Raw genomic sequence first — 22,722 nt, 5'->3', positions numbered from 1 at the left:
CTCGCCCCACCCCGCTTCCCCCCATCCTGCTGTTCCGCACGACTTACGACGAGAGTCCGCCGCCATGTACGAGCTGTCCCGGGTCCGCCTCTACTCCATCGGCCCCGCCGGTGCGCGCTACGCCGACACCGTGCTTGACCTGCGCGGCGTCGGCGCGGAGGTGCCCGACCCCGCCCCCGCCCAGGCGGAGTTCTTCCAGGACGAGCCGACCGGGCCGCCGCTGCGCCCGGCACCCGCTGGCGTGCTCTTCCTGGAGAACGGCGGCGGCAAGTCCGTCCTCCTGAAGCTGATCTTCTCCGTGATGCTGCCGGGCCACCGCAACACCCTGGGCGGCGCGAGCTCCGGAGTCCTGCGCAAGTTCCTCCTCGCCGACGACTGCGGGCACGTCGCCCTGGAGTGGCAGCACACCCTGACCGGCGAGTGCGTCGTCGTCGGCAAGGTCAGCGAATGGCGCGGACGGCAGGTCTCCAACGACCCGCGCAAATTCGCCGAGGCCTGGTACTCCTTCCGGCCCGGCCCCGGCATGAGCCTGGACTCGCTGCCGGTCGCCGAGTCCACCGCGGTGCGCCCCTCCGTGGAAGGCGTCTCGGGCGCTCAGGGGCGGCGGCGCACCATGAAGGGCTTCCGGGACGCGCTGACCGACGCGGGCAAGGCCTACCCCCACCTCGAAGTGCACTGGGAGGAGATCCACGACCGCTGGAACGAACACCTCGGCGACCTGGGCCTCGACCCCGAACTCTTCCGCTACCAGCGGGAGATGAACGCCGACGAGGGCGAGGCCGCCGGCCTCTTCGCGGTCAAGAAGGACTCCGACTTCACCGACCTGCTGCTGCGCGCCGTCACGGACACCCGCGACACGGACGGCCTCGCCGACCTGGTGCACGGCTTCGGCAACAAGCTGGGCCGCCGCTCCGAGCTCATCGCCGAGCGGGACTTCACGGCGGGCTCCGTCGACCTGCTCGGCCGGATCGTCGACGCCTCGGACACACGCTCACGCGCGCGTGACGTGCACGCGGGGGCCGAGCGCCGCACCCGGACGCTCGCCCGCCGCCTCTCCGCGCGCGGCGTCGCCGAGCGCAGCCGCGCCGGGGACCTCGCAGAGCGGGTCACCGCCGCCGCGCACACGGTCACCTCGGCGGAGGAGGCACGCGGCAGGTCCGCCCTCATCTCCGCCGAACTGGCCTTCCGGCACGCCTCCCTGGCGCTCACCGTCGCCGAGAAGGCCGCCGCCGCGCAGCGCCGCGAGCTGGCCGACGCACGCCAGCTGCACTCCGCCTGGCAGGCCGCCGAAGCCGTTCTGCGCCACCGCGCCGCCGCCGACCGTTCCGCGCGCGTGGCCTCCGCGATCCTGGAGGCCGAGCGGGACGCGGCACCCGCGTTGGCCGCCCGCTCCAAGGCGGCCGCCGACCTCGTCCGCGTCCTGCACACCGCCGCCGAAGGCGCCGAGTCACTGGCGAACGAGGAAGAGGAGCGCTCGGCCGCACTCCAGGAGACCGGCGAGGCCGCCCACCGCGACGCCACGGTCGCCGCCACGGAGGCGCAGCGCGCCCGCAGCGAGGCAGGACACCTGCGCCAGCGCCTCACCGAGGTCGAGCAGGAGACCGCGGAGGCCGTCCGCGCGGGCTGGCTCGACGACACCGCACCCGACGCCGACCCGGCACGCGCGGCACTCGCCGCGAGCGACGCCGAGAAGTCGGCCGCAGCCGCCTGGGACACCGCCCGCGAGACCTCGCTGCGCGCCGCCGAGCACGCCAAGGAGGCAGCCGCCGCCGAGGCCCGCTCCGAACTCACCGCGGCCCGCGCCGCGGACGCCGCGGACGCCGCCGAGCACGCGTACGACGCGGAACGCAGGGCCGCCGAGTCGATCGCCGGGGACGAGCGCCTCGCCGAGCTGCTCGGCCTTCCGGGGGCGGCCTCGCCCGCCGGCGTGCCGCTGCCCCGCCAGGCCACGGCAGAGGCGGGCGCGGGCAGCGACCGGACGGACGCGGCCGCCGACGAAAGCGCCGCCGTCGCCGCGGCCCGCGCCGCGATCGGCACCCGCCTCCTGGCCGAAGGCCCCCTGTCCCTCGCGGAGCTGGACCGCAGCGCCGACGATCTGCGCACGCTCCTGGAGGACGGCGTCGCCTCCGCCGAGCGGCAGCTCTTCGACCTGCGGACCGCCGCCGCCGACGACTCCCGGATCCTGGGCGCCCTCGGTGACGGCGGGCTCCTTCCGCCAGGCCCGGACGTCCTGGCCACCGTCGAGTTCCTCGGCGAACACGGCATCCCCGCGCTGCCCGGCTGGCGCTATCTCGCCCAGGCCGTCGACCCCGCCGACCACGCGCGCGTGCTCGCCGCCCGGCCGGAGCTCGTGGACGGCGTCGTCATCACCGACCCGGCCACGCACGTCCGCGCCCGCGAAGCCCTCGCGGGCGCCGCGCTGCTGCCCCGCTCCGCGGTAGCCGTCGGCACCGCGGCCGCCCTCCTCGCGCCGACCCCCGGCGAGGAAGCGGGCGGCGGCGACGAAAGCGTCTTCCTCGTACCGCCGAACCCCGCCATGCACGACGAGCAGGCCGCCGACGAGGAGCGGACGGCGCTGCGCGCACGGGCGGCCCGGCGCGACGAGGAGATCAGGGCGCTCGCCGTCCGCCTCGCCAAGGACCGCGAACTCGCCGCGCGGCTCGCCTCCTGGCGCACCGGCTGCCCGGCCGGACGCATCGAAGAACTCGCCGCCGCCGCACGCAGCGCACGCGCCTTCGCCGAAGAGGCCGAGAGCGAACTCGCCGAGGCCCGTACGGTCCGTGCCGAGGCCGATGAGACGGCCGCCGAAGCGGCACGCGCGCGCGACGAGCGCCAGGAAGCCGCCCAGCGCGCGCGGCGCGCCGCCGACGCCCTCGCGGGACTCGCCTTCCGGCTGCGCGAGCGCGCGGGCTGGCAGACCAAGCTGCGCGAACTGGCCGACGACGCCGTCGAGTCGGAGGCCCGCGCCCAGACCTGCCTGGACCGCGCCCGCGCCGCCGACGAGGACCGCCGCTCCGCCCAGCGTGCCGCCGACGACGCCCGCCGTACCGCCCGTGCCCTGCGCGCTGAGCGCTCCGAGATCGCGGGCGCCCCCGAGGACGTGCCCGAGGACCCCGAGGACCCCGCCGCCCCCAAGTCCTCGCTGCCCGCCCTGCGCGAGGCCTACCGCGCCGCGTCCCAGCTCTACGAGAAGGTCGGTGTCGGCGCCGACCTGCGCGCCGAACAGGCCCGCGCCGAGAGCGACGAGAGCAGTGCCCTCGCCGAACTGGACCGGCTCAGCAACAAGGTCCGCACCCGCGCCGCCCTGCTCCTGGAAGGCACGGACGGCTCCGACGGCCCGTCCCGGCAGGCCGCGTCCGCCCGCGCGGAAGCCCAGGTCCAGCTCATCGAGACCCGCGCGTCCGCCGCGAGCGAGCAGCTCGGCCGGCTCCGCGGCGAGGCCGAGCGGCTCGCCCCGCAGGACGGCGACGCGCACACCGGGCTCCCCGAAGAGCTCGTCCCCGCCGACGCCGAACAGGCACAGGCCCTGCTGCGCACCGCCACCGGCGAACTGGCCGCCCACACCGAGGCGTTGAGCCAGGCCAAGGACGCCCACGCCGCGCTCCTGCACACCCACCGCGCCGCCGAGGACGCCGCCGGAGGCTTCGACGAGACGGCGGCCCTCCTGCGCGACCTGCTGCGCGAGCAGCACCACGAGGAGGAAGCACCCGAAGAGCCCGAGCCCTACCCCGGCTCCCTCGAAGAGGCCCGCCAGGCCGCGGCCGAGGCCCGCCGCTCCCTGCGCGGCTGCGCCGCCGACCTCTCCGCCGCCGAGGCCGCCGTCCGCGAGGCCAGCGACATCCTCGTACGCCATGCGAACTCCACGCGCTACGAGCAGGTGCGCACCCCCGCCCGGCAGCAGATCCGTGAACTGCCCGCGTCCGCGCTGCCCGAGCACGCCAAGAAGTGGGCCGACGCCTTCGCGCCCCGCCTGCGCGTGCTCACCGACGAGCTGGAGCAGCTGGAGCGCAACCGCGACAGCATCGTGGACCGCCTGCGCGGGCTCGTGGAGTCCTCGCTGGCCACGCTCCGCTCGGCCCAGCGCCTCTCGCAGCTGCCCGAGGGCCTGGGGGAGTGGTCGGGCCAGGAGTTCCTGCGCGTCCGTTTCGAGGAGCCCGACCAGGCGACGCTGACCGAGCGCCTGGGCGAGGTCATCGACGAGGCCACGCGGGCCGCGGTCAAGAAGAACTCCGACCTGCGGCGCGACGGAATGTCCCTGCTGCTGCGCGGAGTCCAGGCCGCCCTGGAGCCGCGCGGCATCGCCGTCGAGATCCTCAAGCCGGACGCCGTGCTGCGCGCCGAGCGGGTGCCGGTCGGCCAGATGGGCGACGTCTTCTCCGGCGGCCAGCTGCTCACCGCCGCCATCGCCCTGTACTGCACGATGGCCGCCCTGCGCAGCAACGACCGGGGCCGCGACAAGCACCGGCACGCCGGCACGCTCTTCCTGGACAACCCCATCGGCCGCGCCAACGCCACGTATCTCCTGGAGCTCCAGCGGGCCGTGTCGGACGCGCTCGGGGTACAGCTGCTCTACACCACCGGCCTGTTCGACACGACGGCGCTCGCGGAGTTCCCGCTGGTCATCCGGTTGCGGAACGACGCGGACCTGCGGGCAGGGCTGAAGTACATCAGCGTCGAGGAGCACCTGCGGCCGGGCCTGCCGCAGCAGAACCCGGCCGAGGAGACGGTGCACGGGGAGATCACGGCGACCCGCATGTACAAGCGCCCGGCACCCACCTCCTGAGCACGGCCTAGGCCAGCCGCTCGGTCAGCCACTGGTGGAAGAGGCCGATGTGGTGCTCGGTCGGCACGAGCACCCCGCCCCCGCGATAGGCGCGTGACGCCATCGCGGGCTGGGTGCGCTCGCAGGCTTCGAAGTCCTGTTCGTTGACCCGGTGGAAGAGCTCCACGGACTTGGCGAGGTCGACGCCGGACGCGACGACCTCGGGTGCGTACAGCCAGTCGCACTCCACGACCGTGCGGTCCTCGGCCAGCGGGAACATCCGGTGCAGGATCACGTGGTCGGGGACGAGGTTGACGAACACCGCCGGTTTGATCGTGATCGCGTAGTAGCGCCGGTCCTGGTCCTCGGCGACCTCGGGCAGACGGTCGAAGCCCGCGCTGCCGTCGACGGTGAAGCCGCTGACCTCGTCACCGAACGAGGCGCCGTGCCCGACGTAGTACTGCGCGGCGAATCCGTCGGTGAACTCCGGCAGGACCTCGGTCAGTTCGGGGTGGATGGTCGCGCAGTGATAGCACTCCATGAAGTTCTCGACGATCAGCTTCCAGTTGGCGCGCACGTCGTAGGTGACGCGCTTGCCGAGGGCGAGCCCGTCGGTTCCGTAGCGTTCGATGGACGCCGCGTCGCCCAGGCGTTCCACGGCTGATCCGATGACGGTCTCCTCGAAGGAGGGCGGCTCGTCGGCAAGACACACCCAGGCATAGCCGAGCCATTCCCGCAGCGCGACCTTGACCAGGCCGTAGTCGGCGCGGTCGACGTCGGGCATCTTCGTCAGGTTCGGCGCGGCGACCAGCTTCCCGTCCAGGTCGTACGTCCACGCGTGGTACGGGCACTGGAGCGCGCGCCGCACCTCGCCCGCCTCCTCGGTGCACAGCCGGGCGCCGCGGTGGCGGCAGATGTTGAGGAACGCCCGCAGCTCCCCGGAGCGGGAACGGGTGATCAGTACGCTCTCGCGGCCGATCTGGACGGTGCGGAAGGCACCGGGTTTGCCGAGGTCGGCGGAGCGCACCGCGCAGAACCAGAGTGACTCGAAGACGCGTTCCTGCTCTTGCCGGAAGATCTCCGGGTCGGTGTAGAAGTGTCCCGGCAGCGTGCTCATCAGGCTGCCGGTGGACGGGGCCTCGGGGGTCGTCGTCACGGTGCGTACTCCTCCGTACTGCTCAAGTCCGTACTGCTCAAGTCCGTGGTCCTCAGGCGGGCGCGGCGGCCAGGCGGCTGGGGTCGAAGAGTTCGATCGGGTGCTCGGTGGCGCCGTCGAGGGCCAGATCGGCGACGATCTCGCCGACGACCGGCACGAACTTGAAGCCGTGCCCGGAGAACCCGGCCGCGACGGTCACCGATCCGGGGTGGGCCGGATGCCGGGTGATGACGAAGTGCTCGTCGGGCGTATTGGAGTACATGCAGGTCGCGGCCTTGAGGAACTGCCCCGGCAGGGACGGGATATGGCGCGCCATGTGCTCCGCCATCGCCGCGACCTCGTGGTCGTGGACCGTGCGTTCGATGTTCTCCGGCGTACAGGGCGTGCCCTTGCGGAAGAAGGCGACCTTGGCGCCGAGATCCGGTCCGTCGATGGCGGGGAAGCCGTAGACCTGCACGTCGTCGGCGTCCTCCCAGATGTAGATCGGGTGGTTCTGCGGCAGGAAGGGCCGCTCGCCGCCGGTCGGCCGGAACCAGTACATGACCTGCCGTTCGATGGTGAACGGCACCCCGATGTCGGTGAGCAGCTGCGGGGCCCAGGCGCCGGGGCAGATGACCAGCTGCCCAGCGGTGTAGGTGTCCTCGGCGGTGTGCACGCGAACGCCGTCCCGGTACGGCTCCCAGCGCGTCATCGGTTCTTCGAAGTGCAGGTCGGCGCCTTGCCGCGTGGCGAGCTGCAGATGCGCGGCGACGGTGTTCTCGGGGCGGACGAGCCCGGCCCGCGCTTCGTAGAGCGCCACCTCGTCGTCGCGGGGGCTGAGGGTGGGGAAGCGGCGGCGTATCTCGGGGGCGTCGAGCATCTCGTGGGGCAGGTCCCACTGCCGTGCGGAGAGCAGCGAACCGGAGACGGCGCGGCTCTCGGGGCGGCCGACCATCACGCCGCCGCACAGGGTGGCGATCTCGCGGCCGGTGTCGCGCTCCAGGCGTGCGTACAGTTCGTACGAGCGCAGGAGCAGCGGGACGTAGGCGGGGTCCTCGAAGTAGGACTGCCGGGTGATGCGCGAACCCCCGTGGCTGGAGCCGCGGTTGTGGACGGGGCCGAACTTCTCCAGGCCGAGGACACGGGCGCCGCGCGCGGACAGGTGGTGGGCGGCGGCACTGCCCATGCCGCCGAGGCCGATCACGATCACGTCATAGGTGGGGGACACGGAGCTTCCTCCATAACAGCGGCCGCATGGCCGCTAGCGACGGATGCGGGTCATCTTCGGGTCGAACAGCGGTTCTTCGGCGACCGTCGCGGAGACCTTCTCGCCGAAGTACTCGATGTGCACGCTCGCGCCCGTCTCCTGCGGCGGGAGCCATGCGTAGGCGACGCAGCGGCCCAGCGTGTAGCCGTACGAAGCGCTGGTCACGTACCCGGCCGGGGCTCCGTCGACATGGACGGGCTCCTTGCCGAGGACGACGGCGGCCGGATCGTCGAGCAGGAGCGCCGTGAGCTTCCGGGCGGGGAAGCCGAGCTTTTCGAGCGCGGCACGGCCCACGAAGTCGCCCCGGTCCATGCGCACCGCGAACCCGACACCCGCCTCGTACGGGTCGTGCTCGGCGGTCATGTCGTGGCCCCAGGCGCGGTATCCCTTCTCCAGGCGCAGGCTGTTGAACGCGGAACGCCCGGCCGCGATCACGCCGTGCCGCTGCCCCGCCTCCCAGAGCGTGTCCCAGAGCCGGAGTCCGGTGTCGGCGCTGGTGTAGAGCTCCCAGCCCAGCTCACCGACGTATGAGAGGCGCATCGCGGTCACCGGGACATGCCCGATGTACGTCTCCCTGGCCCGGAAGTAGCCGAACGCCTCGTGCGAGAAGTCGTCGCGGGTGAGCGGCTGGACGAGCTCGCGGGCGAGCGGGCCCCAGACGCCGATGCAGCAGGTCCCCGACGTGATGTCCCGCAGGTGCACGTCGTCGGGGGCGTGGCGCAGGAGCCAGTCCAGGTCGGCCGGGCTGTTGGCGCCGACCTGGAAGCGGTCGGGGGCGAGCCGGGCCACCGTGAGGTCGGAGCGGATGCCGCCCGTCTCGTCCAGGAGGAGGGTGTACGTCACCGCGCCGGGCTTCTTGGCCAGGTTGTTGGAGGTCATGCGCTGCAGGAAGGCGAGCGCGCCGGGGCCCGACACCTCCAGGCGGCGCAGGGGCGTCATGTCGTAGAGGGCGACCTTCTCGCGGGTCGCCTTCGCCTCGGCGGCGGCGATCGGTGACCAGTGGCGGGCCGACCAGGCGTCGCGCGGGGGGACCTCGACGTCCGCGAGGAGCGGGGCGTTCGCCTCGTACCAGTGCGGGCGCTCCCAGCCGCCGCCCTCCAGGAAGACGGCTCCCAGCTCCTGTTGCCGGGCGTAGAAGGGGCTGACGCGCAGCGGGCGCGGCTGCTCCATGGGCTGGAGGGGGTGGATGACGTCGTAGACCTCGACGAACTGCTGTGCGCCGCGATCGGCGACGTAGGCGGGGGAGCGCTGGGCGTCCTCGAAGCGGGTGAGGTCGCAGTCGTGGACGTCGACGGAGGGCCGCCCGTCGACCATCCACTCGGCGACCGCCTTGGCCACGCCCGCGGAGTGCGTCACCCACACCGCCTCGGCCAGCCAGAAGCCGCGCAGCGCCCGCGATTCGCCGAGGACCGGCATGCCGTCGGGGGTGAAGGAGAAGACGCCGTTGAAGCCCTCCGCCACCTCGGTGTCACGCAGGGCGGGCAGCAGCCACCGGCAGTCCTCCCAGCTCGGCGCGAAATCCTCCTCCGTGAAGGGGTACGAGGACGGCATCTGCGGTGCGTCGTCGTAGGCCGGGACGGTGAACGCGTCCACGGGCAGCGGACGGTGGGCGTAGGAACCGATGCCGATGCGGTCGGTGTGCTCGCGGAAGTACAGATCGCGGTCCTGGAAGCGCAGGATCGGCTTCGAAGCTTCCGTGCGGGGGTCGTTGACGCCCGCGAGCCCGGGGAGCGGCTCGGTCTTCGCGTACTGGTGGGCGAGGGGCAGGAGGGGGATGTCGACGCCGGCCATGCGCCCGATCACGGGGCCCCAGAATCCGGCGGCCGACACGACGTGGTCGGCGGGGAAAGTGCCCTGGTCGGTGACGACGGCGGTGACGCGTCCTGCCTCCTGCTCGATGCCGGTGACGGTGTGCCGGTCGAGAAAGCGTGCCCCACGCGCGCGTGCCCGCTCGATCTGCGCGCGGCAGGCGAGCACGGCCCGGGCGAGCCCGTCGTCGGGGGTGTGCAGACCGCCGATGACCTTGCTCTCGTCGATGAGCGGCCACATCTCCTTGCACCGGGCGGGGCCGACCAACTCGGCGCGGATGCCCCGGGAGGCCGCGAACCCCGCCTTGCGGTGCAGGTCGGCCCAGCGCTCGGGCGTGGTGGCGAGTTCGAGGCCGCCGACCGGGTTGAAACAGGGGAGGCCGTCCACCTCCAGCGCCCCGAACTTCTCGACCGTGTACGCGGCGAACGCGGTCAGGGTCTTGGAAGGCCCCGTCTGGAAGACCAGGCCGGGGGCGTGCGAGGTGGAGCCGCCGGGGGCGGGGAGCGGCCCCTGTTCGAGGACGGTGACGTCGGTCCAGCCGCGGGCGGTCAGCTCGTCGGCGAGGGAACAGCCGACGATGCCGGCGCCGATGACGATGACGCGGGGAGCCGGGGGAGAGGCGGTCTCGGCAGGGGCGGTCACGGAGCGAGTGGTCTCGGAGCGGGTGTCCTCGGAACCGGCGGTCACAGGACCACCACCGAACGCAGGACCTCACCGCGGTGCATCCTGCCGAAGGCCTCCTCGACCTGGTCGAGCGTGATGGTCTCGGAGACGAATCCGCCGAGGTCGAGCCTGCGGGTGAGGTACTGGTCGACGAGGATCGGGAAATCGCGGGTCGGCAGACAGTCCCCGTACCAGGAGGACTTGAGGGCGCCGCCCCGCGAGAACAGGTCGATGAGAGGCAGATCGATCTTCATCTCCGGGTCGGGCACCCCGACCTGCACGAGCACACCCGCGTGATCGCGCATGTAGAACGCCTGCTTGTACGTGGGCGGGGTGCCGACGGCGTCGATCGCGACGTCCACCCCGAAACCGCCGGTCAGCTCGCGGACCGCCTCGACCGGGTCCGTACGCCGGGAGTTGACGGTGTGCGTGGCGCCGAACCGGGTCGCCCCGTCGAGCTTGGCCTCGTCGATGTCGACGGCGATGACCCGGCGCGCCCCCGCGAGGGAGGCCCCGGCGATCGCGGCGTTGCCGACCCCGCCGCAGCCGATGACGGCCACGGTGTCGCCGCGGCCCACTCGGCCGGTGTTCACGGCGGCCCCGTATCCGGCCATCACCCCGCAGCCGATGAGCCCGGCGGCCTCGGGGCGGGCCGCCGGGTCGACCTTCACGGCCTGCCCGGCGGCGACCAGGGTCTTCTCCGCGAAGGCGCCGATGCCGAGGGCGGGGCTCAGCGGGGTGCCGTCCAGGAGGGTCATCGGCTGGGCGGCGTTGCGTGAGTCGAAGCAGTACCAGGGGCGGCCGCGCAGGCAGGAGCGGCAGGATCCGCAGGGGGCGCGCCAGGCAAGGACCACATAGTCGCCGGGGGCGAGATCGGTGACGTCGGCGCCGACCGCCTCGATGGTGCCGGCGGCCTCGTGGCCGAGCAGGAACGGGAAGTCGTCGTTGATCGCGCCTTCCCGGTAATGCAGATCCGTGTGGCAGACCCCGCAGGCCTGCACGGAGACAAGTACCTCTCCCGGTCCGGGATCTGGCACGACGATCGTCTGCACCTCGACGGGTGCCGCCTTCTTCAGGGCGACGACGGCACGGACCTCGTGTGGCACGGCCAGACTCCTCTGCTGTTGCGCACTGCACGACGGGTTGCGCTATGAGAGACATACTGGGAACGCCATCAAGAGGCCGTCAAGGGGTGGGAGTTAACCCTTGCCAAATCCGCTGGGCACGGCGAAACACGATCGACACGGGACCGGGCCGGGAGCGGGGGAGAGCCCGCCGCGGGTCCGGAACGCGACGAGGGAGGGCTCCGGAACGCGACGAGGGCGGAACCGGAATTCCCCGGTTCCGCCCTCGTACCGCACGTCCAGTGACGCTACGTCAGAAGCCGTACCCCATCCGCCGCGAGAGCTCCACGGCTGCGGCGACCGTGCGCTTGGCGAGCTCGGTGAGCCGGTCATCGGTCAGGCGGTACACGGGCCCCGACGCGCTGAGCGCCCCGATCACCTTGCCGTCGTGCGCGCGCACCGGAGCGGCGACGGCGGCCAGGCCCACTTCGAGCTCCTCCACGGCGATGGCGTAGCCCTGCTCGACGACGGCCTCGAGGTCGCCGCGCAGCGCCACCGTCCCGGTCACCGTGTGCTCGGTCAGACGGGGCAGCGTGCGCGCTATCAGGCCCTCGCGCAGCGTGGTGGGCAGATGGGCGAGGAGGATCTTGCCGCTGGAGGTGGCGTGCAGCGGGGTGCGCCTGCCCAGCCAGTTCTGCGCGGTCACGGACGCGGGGCCGCGGGCCTGCATGATGTTGACCGCGGCGTCGTCGTCCAGGATCGCGATGTTGACCGTCTCGCCCAGCTCGTCGGCGAGGTCGCGGCAGACCGGGCCGCCCTCCTGGGAGATGTCCAGGCGCACTGCCGCCGCCCCCGCGAGGCGCAGTACGCCGGCGCCCAGGAAGTACTTCCCGCGGTCCTTGGCCTGGCCCACCAGGCCGCGGTTCTCCAGGACGCCGAGCAGCCGGAAGGCCGTCGACTTGTGCACCCCCAACTCGTCGGCGATCTCGGTGACCCCGGCCTCGCCGAGCCGGGCGAGTATCTCCAGGACGCTGACCGCGCGGTCCACGGACTGGACGGAAGCCGGGGCCGCTTTCGGCTGCTTCTCGCCGGGCTCCGCGGCCTGGCCTCCGGGCCGGATCCCGCGCGGCTCCTCGTTCTGATCAGGCTGTTTCCGCGTGCCGGTCATATCTCAACTCTCACCACCTCGCGGCCCGTTGAAGCCGCATCTGCGGGAAGCCCTTGACGCGGCGGGCATCCCGACCGGATTCTGTTGCGCATAGCGCTCCCTCGTGCGCCATGCGAAACATCATGTTACCGAAGGGTCCTGGGCCGAGAAGGTGTCAGGACCGGGCCGAGAGAGATCAAGAGGGGGGCCCATGATTCCCGTCTGCCGCCTTGAAGACCTCCCCGCGGGCGAATCCGTCCGTGTCGACACCACACCGCCCGTCGCCGTGTTCAACGCCGACGGCGAGATCTACGCCATCGACGACACCTGCAGTCACCAGGACGCCTCTCTCTCCGAGGGCTGGCTCGAAGGATGCCTGGTCGAATGCCCGCTCCATGCCGCCTCATTCGATCTCCGTACCGGGCGGCCGACCTGTCTGCCCGCCCGCCGCGCCGTGCGCACCCACCGGGTGAGCGTCGACGACGGCACGATCCACCTCCACCTCGTGGCCGAGGAGGGGTCCGCCGCATGAGGACCATCACCGTGGTGGGCGCCTCGCTCGCCGGGCTCTACGCGGCGCGCGAGCTGCGCGCCCAAGGGTTCGACGGACGGCTCGTGATCATCGGCGACGAACCGCATCCACCGTACGACAGGCCGCCGTTGTCCAAGGACTTCCTCTCCGGGAAGTCCGGCGAGGACCAACTCGCCCTCTCCGACGAGGAGGAGACCGGCGAACTGGCCGCCGAGTGGCTGCTCGGGGTGCGCGCCCGTGGCCTGGACCCGCGCGGCCGCACCGTACTCCTTGCGGACGGCCGCACCATCGCGAGCGACGGGGTGGTCATCGCCACGGGGGCGTCCGCGCGCCGCCTGCCGGGGCCCTCCCTGGCCGGGGTGCACACCCTGCGCACCCTGGACGACGCCCGCGCCCTGCGCACGGAGCTGGCCGCGGGGCCGCAACGGGTCGTGGTGATCGGCGCCGGATTCATCGGCGCCGAGACCGCCTCCTCGTGCGCGGCGCTCGGACACGACGTGACGGTCGTCGAGGCCGCCCCGCTGCCGCTGCTCCCGCAACTGGGCGCGCAGATGGCGGCCGTGTGCGCGGGGCTGCACGCGCGCGGGGGAGCGGAGCTCGTGACGGGCACCGGCGTCGCCGCGCTGTACGGCGACACGCGTGTGCGCGGGGTGGAGCTGGCCGACGGCCGGTTGCTCCCCGCCGATGTGGTGGTCGTCGGCATCGGGGCCACCCCCAACACCGGCTGGCTCGCGGGCTCGACCCTCGCCCTCGACGACGGGGTGCTCTGCGACGACGGCTGCGTCACCGCGCTGCCGCAGGTGGTCGCCGTGGGCGACGTGGCCCGCGTCGGCGCCGCGCGCGCCGAGCACTGGACGAGCGCCACCGAGCAACCCCGCGTCGCCGTGGGCAACTTGCTGGCCGGCCGCACCGCCGAGGCCGTGCGCCCCCTGCCGTACTTCTGGTCCGACCAGTACGGCTCCCGCATCCAGTTCGCGGGGCGGCGGCGGCCCGACGACACCGTGCGTGTCCTCGAAGGCTCGACGGAGGAAGCAAGCTTCCTCGCCGCGTACGAGCGCGGCGGGCAGACCACGGCGGTCCTCGCGGTGGACCGGCCGCGCCCGTTCATGCGGATGCGGCGCGGCTTGCCTGCGGCGATGCCCGTCGCGGCCTGACCCTCGCGGGAGCGGGCCTGACCCTCGCGGGAGCGTAGGCGCGCCCGCCCGGCCGTGCGTGCCCGAGGGCGCGTATGCCCGGCGGCGCCTGTGCCGGGGGCGCCTGTGCCGGAGGCGCCTGCGCCGGGGGCGCGAGCGCTCAGCGGCACGCGTCAGGGTGCCCGTACCTAGGAGCGCGTGCCCAGGAGCGCGCGCCTAGGAGTGCGACAACTGCCCCGCCCGGCCGCGCCGCCGTATGCGGTCCTCGGTCCGCCCCGCGGCCCTGGCCTGCCTGCGGGCCCTGCGCCGCTCGCGCCGCAGCTGACGTGCCGTGCTGCTCGGCACCGACACCACGCCGTGCCGCTGGTTCCACACCTGGCGGGTCACCCATACGTCGAGGACGCCCCAGGTGGCGGCCACCGTGCTGGCCACGCTGCTGAGCACCATCGGGAAGGACAGCCAGGATCCGGCCAGCGCGCACAGGAACGCGGTCACCGCCTGCACCAAGGTCAGCGCCACGATGATCACGGCTCGCACCGCGGCCGTACGCACCGGATCGGGCAGGCGCCGCCTGCGCGCCGGCTCCTCGACCCACAACTCCCTGCGTGCCCCGCCGGACTGATCCGCGGATGTCCCGTACTCATCCGTGGTCGTCCTCTGGCGTTCTGCCGTGCCCATCAACTTGTCACTCCCCCGATGCCCTCGGGCCGTTCCATGAGACGTCGGCGGTTCCGACTCCCCAGTGGGTGCCCGGTATACGCGGCTTTACGCCACCTGGTGACGGCGTGCGGGCCACTCGCGCCCGCAGTCCCCAACTCCCTTACCGAATGACGAACGAGAGGCCCGGAAGATTCCCGCTCGGTTCAAAAAAGCGAAGGGTTCCGGCCAACTGGGGCGATCGGCGGGAAGGAATGTGTCGAGTGGCATGTGCCACACGCGGGATGCAATCTCCCGAATTGAAGGGACAACTGGGGACGTTCGTTTTCCGTCACGGCTGAAATCCGTCCGGACACGCCTTCGAGTTGCTCGTGGGTCAGTAGTAGGCTCACGCCGTTTGTTGACGCACATGTGTGCCCCCGGCCATAGCGCGGCCGCAGGGGGCCGATCTGGGGGAGGCCATGCGCTTTCGCGGGAAGTCCATCCGCCGGAAGATCGTGGCATTGCTGCTGGTGCCGCTCATTTCCCTGACCGCGATGTGGGGTTTCGCCACTTACCTCACCGGTCAGGCGGCCAAGGACCTCATCGACGTCTCCAATGTCGTCGACCGAATCGGCTACCCGATCGAGGACACCGCCAGGGTCGTCCAGCAGGAACGCCGCCAGACCCTCGTCTATCTCGCCGATCCCCGCGCCTCCGACGCGCTCGCGGCGCTGCGCCGCAGCCGCACGGCCACCGACGACATGGTCTCCAAGGTCGAGGAGAGCGCGGCGCATCCGGACGTACGGGACGAGGTCACGGGGCAGTCCGCCGAACGGCTCGCGTCGCTCCTGGACTCCTTCAAGGGGCTTGAATCGCTGCGCCGCACGGTCGAGGAAGGCACCATCACCCGCGCGGGCGCGCTGAAGATGTACACGAAGCTGATCGACCCCTGCTACGGCTTCCTGACGACCCTGCACGCCCTCGACGACGTGAAGATGGACCAGCAGGGCCGGGCGCTCGTCGGGGTGACCCGCGCACGCGAACTGCTCTCCCGCGAGGACGCGCTCCTCGGTTCCGCACTCGTCGCGCGCCGCCTCACCAAGGCCGAGATCAGGGAGATCTCCGATCTCAGGGCCCAGCGCACGCTGCTCTACGAGGACAGCCTCGCGCTGCTTCCGGAGGACGAGCGCGCCGGCTACGAGCGCTACTGGAACGGCGCCCAGACGACGGAGCTGAGGAGTGCCGAGAAGGCCGTCGTCGAATCCGCCCCCGGCACCCCGCGCGCCGTCACGTCGGCACGCTGGGACACCGCGGCGGGCAAGGCGCTCAAGGAACTCGCCGAGCGCGACAAGGCGGCGGGCGACCGCTACCAGGACCGCGTCGAGCCGGTGGCCGTCGGCGTCATCGTGCGCGTCGTCGTGGCCGGCGTCTTCGGTCTCCTCGCCCTGCTGTTCTCGGTCTTCATGTCCGTACGCATCGGCAGCAGCCTCATCCGCGACCTGCGCCGCATGCGCCTGGAGGCCCACGAGGCGTCCGGTGTCCGGCTGCCCGGCGTGCTGCGCCGCCTGGCGGCGGGCGAGCAGGTCGACGTGGAGACCGAGGCACCCCGGCTGACGTACGAGAAGGACGAGATAGGCCAGGTCGGCCAGGCGCTCAACACCCTGCAGCGCGCCGCCGTCGAGGCCGCCGTCAAACAGGCCGACCTGCGCCGCGGCGTCTCCGAGGTGTTCGTCAACCTCGCCCGCCGCAGCCAGGTGCTCCTGCACAAGCAGCTCACCCTGCTCGACACCATGGAGCGCAGGACCGAGGACACCGACGAACTGGCCGACCTCTTCCGCCTCGACCACCTCACCACCCGCATGCGGCGGCACGCCGAGGGCCTCGTGATCCTCTCCGGCGCCGCCCCCTCCCGGCAGTGGCGCAAGCCCGTCCAGCTCATGGACGTCGTCCGCGCGGCCGTCGCCGAGGTCGAGGACTACGAACGCATCGAGGTGCGCCGCCTGCCGCGCATCGCCGTCACCGGGCCCGCGGTCGCCGACCTCACCCACCTGATGGCCGAACTCCTGGAGAACGCCACGGTGTTCTCGCCTCCGCACACCGCCGTGCAGGTCCTCGGTGAGCACGTGGCCAACGGCTTCACCCTGGAGATCCACGACCGGGGCCTGGGCATGGCGCCCGACGCGCTCCTGGACGCCAACCTGCGCCTCGCGGAGACCCCGGAGTTCGAACTCTCCGACACCGACCGCCTCGGCCTCTTCGTGGTGAGCCGCCTCGCCCAGCGACAGCGCGTGCGCGTCTCCCTGCAGCCCTCTCCGTACGGCGGCACCACCGCCGTGGTCTTCATCCCGGAGACGCTGCTCACGGACGACGTGCCGGACACGAACGGCATCGGCTTCCGTCTCGACAGGCCGCAGCCCAAGGAAGCCGTCGGCCACGACGGCGCGGGCGACAAGCAGGCCGCGCTCGGCCAGGTGCCCGTACAGCTGCCGGGGCTGCCCGCATCCGTCCTGGACGGCCCCGTCGAGCTGGAGGCGCCGGTGGGCATGGCCGGCCTCGACTCCTACCCCGGCGCGCTCGGCGATCTGGGAGACCTCGGCGACCTCGGCGACGAGGACAGCGAGCGCGGCGGGCTCTTCCGCCCGCGCCGCCGGATGACCGGGGTACCGGGGGACGAGCAGCACCAACAGGCCCGCGACGAGCGGGAGACGGGCGAGCGCGAGCCCACCCGCCCGGGCGACCTGCCCCAGTCGTCCCCCGAGGACCCCGTTCAGCTGCCGCGCCGCAGGACTCCGAAGCTGGTCTCCTCGCACGGCCGCCCCGTGACCCACAGCAGGCAGCGGGGCGCGGCCCAGGGCGACGACACACCGCCGGAGCGCCCCGAGCGCCCCGAGCGCCCCGAGCGCTCCCAGGCACCCGCGGGGCGCCCCCAGGGCGGCGCCGTGGACCGGGACCGCGGCGCGGCCGAGCCGATCGACCTGCCGCGCCGCCCCGAGGCGCAGTCGGCCTGGCCCGACCTCTCCCCGCCGCACCGCGACGTCACCGCGTCCGACACACCGCCGGACCTCCCGCGCCGCAGCCGGCGCACGGAACCCGCGCCCGCGGAGACCCCGCCCACCGAAGTCCCGCGCGCGGACGCCCCCGGCGGACTGCCCCGGCGTGTACGCCAGGCCAATCTCGCCCCACAGTTGAAGGACGGGCCGGACCACCGTACGGAGCGTGCCTCGGCACCGGCCTCGACCAGGCCGGAAGAGCGCGACGCCGACGAGGTCCGCAGCCGGATGGCTTCGCTCCAGCGTGGCTGGCAGCGTGGCCGTGAAGAAAACGCCGCGGACGAAAACGCCTCCGACGGCACAGCACCAGGAACGACATCTGAGGGGGACGGTCGATGACCGCACCGAAGGCCGACGCACGTACCGCGGGACCGGGGGGATCGGGAGAGCTGAACTGGCTCCTCGACGAACTGGTCCAGCGGGTCGCCAGCATCCGCAAGGCGCTCGTGCTCTCCGGCGACGGCCTGCCCACCGGCCTGTCGAAGGACCTGACCAGGGAGGACAGCGAGCACCTCGCGGCTGTCGCCTCCGGCTTCCACAGCCTCGCCAAGGGCGTCGGACGCCACTTCGAGGCGGGCCGGGTCCGGCAGACCGTGGTCGAGCTCGACGATGCCTTCCTGTTCGTCACGGCCGCGGGCGACGGCAGCTGTCTCGCCGTCCTCTCGGACGCCGACTCCGACGTCGGTCTGGTCGCGTACGAAATGACGCTGCTGGTCAAGAGGGTGGGTGTGCATCTGGGTACGGCGCCGCGCACCGACCTGCCCACGGGAGGGTAGCGGGAGGGTATGAGCGAAGACGGTCAGGGGACACAGGGGACGCCTCGCTGGTTCGACGACGACGCCGGACCGGTGGTGCGCCCGTACGCGATGACGCGCGGCCGGACCACAAGTCCGGCCCAGCACCGCCTCGATCTGATCGCGGTCGTCATCGCGGAAGCCCGTGCCGGTGATCCGGAGGCGGACAGGACGCTGTCTCCGGAGCACGTGGACATCGTCGGGCTCTGCCGTGACAGCCCCCAGTCGGTCGCCGAACTGGCGGCCGAACTGGACCTCCCCATCGGTGTGATCCGCGTGCTCATCGGCGATCTCGTCGACGACGAACTGGTGCACGTGACACGGCCCGTACCCCCCGCGGAATTGCCGGACGAGAGTATTCTGCGCGACGTGATCAACGGCCTCCGGGCGCTCTGAGCAGCGCGGAAGCGGGGAATGAGACGTGACTGGCTGGCAGTTCTGGGTCGACAGGGGCGGCACCTTCACGGATATCGTCGCGCGGCGTCCCGACGGGCGGCTGCTCACGCACAAACTCCTGTCGGACAACCCGTCCCGCTACGCCGACGCCGCCGTCGCGGGCATCCGCGAGCTCCTGGGCGAGACCCCCGGCGCCCGCGTGGACACGGTCCGCATGGGCACCACCGTCGCCACCAACGCCCTCCTGGAGCGCAAGGGCGAGCCCACCGCCCTGGTGATCACGCGGGGCTTCGGCGACGCCCTGCGCATCGCGTACCAGAACCGCCCGCGCATCTTCGCCCGCGAGATCGTCCTGCCGGAGCTCCTCTACGACCGGGTCATCGAGGCCGACGAACGGGTCACCGCCGAGGGCGAGGTCCTGCGGCCCCCGGACCTGGAGCTGCTCGCCGGACCGCTGCGCGAGGCCTACGAAGACGGCATCCGGGCCGTCGCGGTCGTCTGCATGCACAGCCATCTGCACCCCGCCCACGAGCAGGCGATCGCCGACCTCGCCGTCCGCACCGGTTTCCCGCAGGTCTCACTCTCCAGTGAGGTCAGCCCGCTGATGAAGCTGGTCCCGCGCGGCGACACGGCGGTCGTCGACGCCTATCTGTCGCCCGTCCTGCACCGCTACGTCCGGCACGTCGCCGCCGAACTGGACGGCGTGCGCCTGATGTTCATGCAGTCGAACGGCGGCCTCACCGAAGCGGGCCAGTTCCGCGGCAAGGACGCGATCCTGTCCGGGCCCGCGGGCGGCATCGTCGGCATGGCCCGCATGTCGCAGCGCGCGGGCTTCGACCGTGTCATCGGCTTCGACATGGGCGGCACGTCCACCGACGTCTCGCACTACGCGGGCGAGTACGAACGGGTCTTCACCACGCAGATCGCGGGCGTACGCCTGCGCGCGCCCATGCTGGACATCCACACCGTCGCTGCGGGCGGCGGCTCCGTCCTGCACTTCGACGGCAGCCGCTACCGCGTGGGCCCCGACTCCGCGGGCGCCACTCCGGGCCCGGCGAGCTACCGGGGCGGCGGCCCGCTGACGGTCACCGACGCCAACGTCGCCCTCGGGCGCATCCAGCCCGACCACTTCCCGCCGGTGTTCGGACCGGACGGCGACCAGCCGCTCGACGGCGTGCTCGTACGCGACCGCTTCGCCGACCTGGCCCGCGAGATCACGGAACGCACCGGCGACGACCGCACCGCCGAGCAGGTCGCCGAGGGATATCTGCGGATCGCGGTCGCCAACATCGCGGCCGCCGTCAAACGCATCTCGGTCCAGAAGGGCCACGACGTCACCCGCTACGCCCTCACGACGTTCGGCGGCGCGGGCGGCCAGCACGCCTGCATGGTCGCCGACTCGCTCGGCATCCGCACCGTCCTCGTACCGCCCATGGCCGGTGTCCTCTCCGCGCTCGGCATCGGCCTGGCCGACACCACCGCGATGCGCGAGCAGTCCGTGGAAGCCCCGCTCGAACCGTCCGCGATGCCCCGCGTCCTGAAGACCGCCGACGACCTGGAGGAAGCGGCGCGCGCCGAACTCCGCGCCGAGGACGTGCCCGAGGACCGCATCCGCGTCACGCGCCGCGCCCAGCTGCGCTACGACGGCACCGACACCACGCTCACCGTGGAACTCACCGAGCCGGACCGCATGATCCGCGTCTTCGAAGACCGCCATCGCACCACCTACTCCTTCACCCTGGACCGCCCCGTCGTCGTCGAGGCGCTCTCCGTGGAGGCCACCGGCCTGACCGAGCAGCCCGACCTCTCCGCGCTCGCCGGCGACGGCCGGGCAGGCGCTCCGCGGACCGTGAGCCTGCACACCGGCGGCGCCTGGCGCGACGTGCTCCTGCACCACCGCGAGGAGCTGCCGCCCGGCGAGAGCGTCGACGGCCCCGCGATCATCGCCGAGGCCGGTGCCACGACGGTCGTGGACGACGGCTGGCGGGCGGCCACGACACGCGAGGGGCACCTGGTCATGGAACGCGTGGCGGTGCCGGAGGGTTCCGACGCGAGCGCCGCGGCCGACCCCGTCCTCCTGGAAGTCTTCAACAACCTCTTCATGTCGATCGCCGAACAGATGGGCGCCCGCCTGGAGTCCACGTCCCAGTCGGTCAACATCAAGGAGAGGCTCGACTTCTCCTGCGCCCTCTTCGACCCCGACGGCAATCTGGTCGCCAACGCCCCGCACATCCCCGTGCACCTGGGCTCGATGGGCACCAGCGTGAAGGAGGTCATCCGGCGCCGCGGCGGCAGCATGCGCTCCGGGGACTCCTACGCCGTCAACGACCCCTACCACGGCGGAACCCACCTCCCGGACGTCACGGTCATCACGCCGGTCTTCGACACTCCGGGGGAGCGGATCCTCTTCTACGTGGCGTCGCGCGGGCACCACGCGGAGATCGGCGGCATCGCCCCCGGCTCCATGCCGGCGAACAGCCGCACCATCGAGGAGGAGGGCATCCTCTTCGACAACTGGCTCCTGGCGGAGGCCGGCCGGTTCCGCGAGGCCGAGACCCTGAGCCTGCTCACCGACGCCCCGTACCCCTCCCGCAACCCGGCCACCAACCTCGCCGACCTGCGCGCCCAGATCGCCGCCAACCAGAAGGGCGTCGACGAAGTCGCCCGGATGATCGAGAACTTCGGGCTCGACGTCGTCCAGGCGTACATGAGCCATGTGCAGGACAACGCCGAAGAAGCGGTACGCCGGGTCATCGACGCCCTGGAGGAGGGCGAGTTCGCCTATCCGACCGACTCGGGGGCCGTCATCAGGGTCCGCGTCTCGGTGGACCGCGAAGCCCGCTCGGCGACCATCGACTTCACCGGTACGTCCCCGCAGCTCACCACGAACTTCAACGCCCCCTTCGCGGTGGTCAACGCCGCGGTCCTGTACGTCTTCCGCACCCTGGTGGCCGAGGACATCCCGCTCAACGACGGCTGCCTGCGCCCCTTGCGCATCATCGTGCCGCCCGGCTCCCTGCTCGCGCCCGAGCCTCCGGCGGCCGTCGTCGCCGGGAACGTCGAGACCTCGCAGGCGATCACCGGGGCCCTCTACGGCGCCCTCGGCGTCCAGGCCGAGGGCTCGGGAACGATGAACAACGTCACCTTCGGAAACGACCGCCATCAGTACTACGAGACGGTGGCCTCCGGATCCGGCGCGGGCGACGGCTTCGACGGTGCGTCCGTCGTCCAGACCCACATGACCAACTCCCGGCTCACCGACCCCGAAGTGCTCGAATGGCGCCTGCCCGTGCTGCTCGAAGAGTTCGCGGTACGTGAGGGCAGCGGCGGCACCGGGCAGTGGCGCGGTGGAGACGGGGCCGTGCGCCGCATCCGCTTCCGCGAGCCCATGACGGTCTCCACGCTCTCGCAGCACCGCAGGGTGGCGCCGTACGGCATGGCGGGCGGCAGTCCCGGAGCGCTCGGCACGGGCCGTGTGGAGCGTGCCGACGGCCGGGTCCAGACGCTGGAGGGCAGCGACTTCGCGGACGCGGGCCCCGGCGACGTACTGGTGATCGAGACTCCGGGCGGCGGCGGATACGGACTCGCCCCGCACGACAGCGGTGCAGCAAGCGCAACCCCCGAAGCAAGCACACGTCCCACAGCAACTGATCCAGGAGAAGCGAGCGATGATCTTCAAGCGTTCTGAGCGCGGCAAGGCCCCCGTCGAGCCGGTCACGCTGAAGATCCTGGTGGCGGGCGGTTTCGGCGTGGGCAAGACGACGCTCGTCGGCGCCGTCAGCGAGATCAAGCCGCTGCGCACGGAAGAGCTGCTCAGCGAGGCGGGCCGCCCGATCGACGACACCAGCGGCGTCTCGGGCAAGCACACCACCACCGTCGCCATGGACTTCGGCCGCATCACGCTGCGCGAGGATCTGGTCCTCTACGTCTTCGGCACCCCCGGCCAGGACCGCTTCTGGTTCCTCTGGGACGAGCTGGCCACCGGTGCGCTGGGCGCCGTCGTCCTCGCCGACACCCGCCGCCTCGAGGACTGCTTCGCGGCCGTCGACTACTTCGAGCGCCGCTCCATACCCTTCGTCGTCGGCGTCAACTGCTTCGAGGGAGCATCCCGTTACCCCGCCGACGCCGTACGCCAGGCGCTCGACCTCGACCCCGGTGTCCCCGTGGTCATGTGCGACGCGCGCGAGCGGCAGTCCGTCAAGGAAGTGCTCATCGGAGTGGTCCAGCACGCGATGGCGGCCGCCGCCGCGGCCAGGGAGCCCGCGACGACGTGAGCACGTGAAGGCGTGAAGGCGTGAACGCGTGATGGTGTGCAGAGCCGCGGCCCGTAC

The 22,722-nt window shown here is 72.4% G+C and carries 14 protein-coding genes; 8 read left to right on the top strand and 6 right to left on the bottom strand.

Annotation, left to right across the window (positions count from 1 at the left end):
* Window positions 1-64: 64 nt before the first annotated feature.
* A complete protein-coding gene (locus ABZ906_RS40960) occupies window positions 65-4,783 on the top strand; it encodes a hypothetical protein (RefSeq protein ID WP_361391545.1) in 4,719 nt (1,572 codons plus the stop codon).
* Window positions 4,784-4,790: 7 nt separating this feature from the next.
* Here the strand turns inward: ABZ906_RS40960 and ABZ906_RS40955 are convergent, their stop codons facing one another.
* The 5 genes from ABZ906_RS40955 to ABZ906_RS40935 form a co-directional block, all read right to left on the bottom strand.
* Window positions 4,791-5,918, bottom strand: a complete 1,128-nt coding sequence (locus tag ABZ906_RS40955; protein WP_361391542.1) for an aromatic ring-hydroxylating dioxygenase subunit alpha — start codon at window positions 5,916-5,918, stop codon at window positions 4,791-4,793.
* A 52-nt stretch (window positions 5,919-5,970) separates the two neighbouring features.
* A complete protein-coding gene (solA, locus tag ABZ906_RS40950; protein WP_361192103.1) occupies window positions 5,971-7,125 on the bottom strand; it encodes an N-methyl-L-tryptophan oxidase in 1,155 nt (384 codons plus the stop codon).
* A 33-nt stretch (window positions 7,126-7,158) separates the two neighbouring features.
* On the bottom strand, window positions 7,159-9,615 hold the full coding sequence (locus ABZ906_RS40945) for an FAD-dependent oxidoreductase (protein ID WP_361391792.1): 2,457 nt from the start codon (window positions 9,613-9,615) through the stop codon (window positions 7,159-7,161).
* A gap of 41 nt (window positions 9,616-9,656) precedes the next feature.
* Window positions 9,657-10,742 carry an S-(hydroxymethyl)mycothiol dehydrogenase gene (locus ABZ906_RS40940; protein WP_361391539.1) on the bottom strand — a complete coding sequence of 362 codons (1,086 nt, stop codon included), beginning with the start codon at window positions 10,740-10,742 and terminating at the stop codon, window positions 9,657-9,659.
* A gap of 271 nt (window positions 10,743-11,013) precedes the next feature.
* The gene (locus tag ABZ906_RS40935; RefSeq protein WP_361391536.1) at window positions 11,014-11,868 is read right to left on the bottom strand and encodes an IclR family transcriptional regulator; all 855 of its coding nucleotides are present in this window, start codon (window positions 11,866-11,868) and stop codon (window positions 11,014-11,016) included.
* Window positions 11,869-12,058: 190 nt separating this feature from the next.
* Between ABZ906_RS40935 and ABZ906_RS40930 the strand changes: the two genes are divergently transcribed.
* Window positions 12,059-12,379, top strand: coding sequence for a bifunctional 3-phenylpropionate/cinnamic acid dioxygenase ferredoxin subunit (locus ABZ906_RS40930; RefSeq protein ID WP_361192095.1), 321 nt, complete (start codon window positions 12,059-12,061; stop codon window positions 12,377-12,379).
* On the top strand, window positions 12,376-13,533 hold the full coding sequence (locus ABZ906_RS40925; protein WP_361391533.1) for an FAD-dependent oxidoreductase: 1,158 nt from the start codon (window positions 12,376-12,378) through the stop codon (window positions 13,531-13,533). The genes ABZ906_RS40930 and ABZ906_RS40925 overlap by 4 nt, the downstream gene beginning before the upstream one ends.
* A gap of 195 nt (window positions 13,534-13,728) precedes the next feature.
* Here the strand turns inward: ABZ906_RS40925 and ABZ906_RS40920 are convergent, their stop codons facing one another.
* A complete protein-coding gene (locus ABZ906_RS40920) occupies window positions 13,729-14,190 on the bottom strand; it encodes a hypothetical protein (RefSeq protein WP_361192089.1) in 462 nt (153 codons plus the stop codon).
* Between the two features lie 440 nt (window positions 14,191-14,630).
* Here ABZ906_RS40920 and ABZ906_RS40915 point away from each other — a divergent pair, with 440 nt between their 5' ends.
* The 5 genes from ABZ906_RS40915 to ABZ906_RS40895 are packed head-to-tail and all read left to right on the top strand — an operon-like array spanning window position 14,631 to window position 22,665.
* Window positions 14,631-17,540, top strand: a complete 2,910-nt coding sequence (locus tag ABZ906_RS40915; protein ID WP_361391530.1) for a nitrate- and nitrite sensing domain-containing protein — start codon at window positions 14,631-14,633, stop codon at window positions 17,538-17,540.
* Window positions 17,537-17,977, top strand: a complete 441-nt coding sequence (locus ABZ906_RS40910; protein WP_361192084.1) for a roadblock/LC7 domain-containing protein — start codon at window positions 17,537-17,539, stop codon at window positions 17,975-17,977. The genes ABZ906_RS40915 and ABZ906_RS40910 overlap by 4 nt, the downstream gene beginning before the upstream one ends.
* A 9-nt stretch (window positions 17,978-17,986) precedes the next feature.
* Window positions 17,987-18,391, top strand: a complete 405-nt coding sequence (locus tag ABZ906_RS40905; protein WP_361192081.1) for a DUF742 domain-containing protein — start codon at window positions 17,987-17,989, stop codon at window positions 18,389-18,391.
* Between the two features lie 25 nt (window positions 18,392-18,416).
* A complete protein-coding gene (locus tag ABZ906_RS40900; protein ID WP_361391528.1) occupies window positions 18,417-22,079 on the top strand; it encodes a hydantoinase B/oxoprolinase family protein in 3,663 nt (1,220 codons plus the stop codon).
* On the top strand, window positions 22,060-22,665 hold the full coding sequence (locus ABZ906_RS40895; RefSeq protein WP_361192076.1) for an ATP/GTP-binding protein: 606 nt from the start codon (window positions 22,060-22,062) through the stop codon (window positions 22,663-22,665). The genes ABZ906_RS40900 and ABZ906_RS40895 overlap by 20 nt, the downstream gene beginning before the upstream one ends.
* The last annotated feature ends 57 nt before the right edge of the window (window positions 22,666-22,722 follow it).

It is taken from the genome of Streptomyces sp. NPDC046925 (genome assembly GCF_040644915.1).
In the GTDB taxonomy this organism is placed as follows: Bacteria; Actinomycetota; Actinomycetes; order Streptomycetales; family Streptomycetaceae; genus Streptomyces.
This window is presented reverse-complemented; position numbering and strand designations above follow the sequence as displayed.

Coding starts and splice junctions, on each gene's coding strand:
- ABZ906_RS40960 (WP_361391545.1), top strand. CDS start 65: ATGTACGAGCTGTCCCGGGTCCGCCTCTACTCCATCGGCCCCGCCGGT.
- ABZ906_RS40935 (WP_361391536.1), bottom strand. CDS start 11,868: ATGACCGGCACGCGGAAACAGCCTGATCAGAACGAGGAGCCGCGCGGG.
- ABZ906_RS40930 (WP_361192095.1), top strand. CDS start 12,059: ATGATTCCCGTCTGCCGCCTTGAAGACCTCCCCGCGGGCGAATCCGTC.
- ABZ906_RS40925 (WP_361391533.1), top strand. CDS start 12,376: ATGAGGACCATCACCGTGGTGGGCGCCTCGCTCGCCGGGCTCTACGCG.
- ABZ906_RS40920 (WP_361192089.1), bottom strand. CDS start 14,190: ATGGGCACGGCAGAACGCCAGAGGACGACCACGGATGAGTACGGGACA.
- ABZ906_RS40915 (WP_361391530.1), top strand. CDS start 14,631: ATGCGCTTTCGCGGGAAGTCCATCCGCCGGAAGATCGTGGCATTGCTG.
- ABZ906_RS40910 (WP_361192084.1), top strand. CDS start 17,537: ATGACCGCACCGAAGGCCGACGCACGTACCGCGGGACCGGGGGGATCG.
- ABZ906_RS40905 (WP_361192081.1), top strand. CDS start 17,987: ATGAGCGAAGACGGTCAGGGGACACAGGGGACGCCTCGCTGGTTCGAC.
- ABZ906_RS40895 (WP_361192076.1), top strand. CDS start 22,060: ATGATCTTCAAGCGTTCTGAGCGCGGCAAGGCCCCCGTCGAGCCGGTC.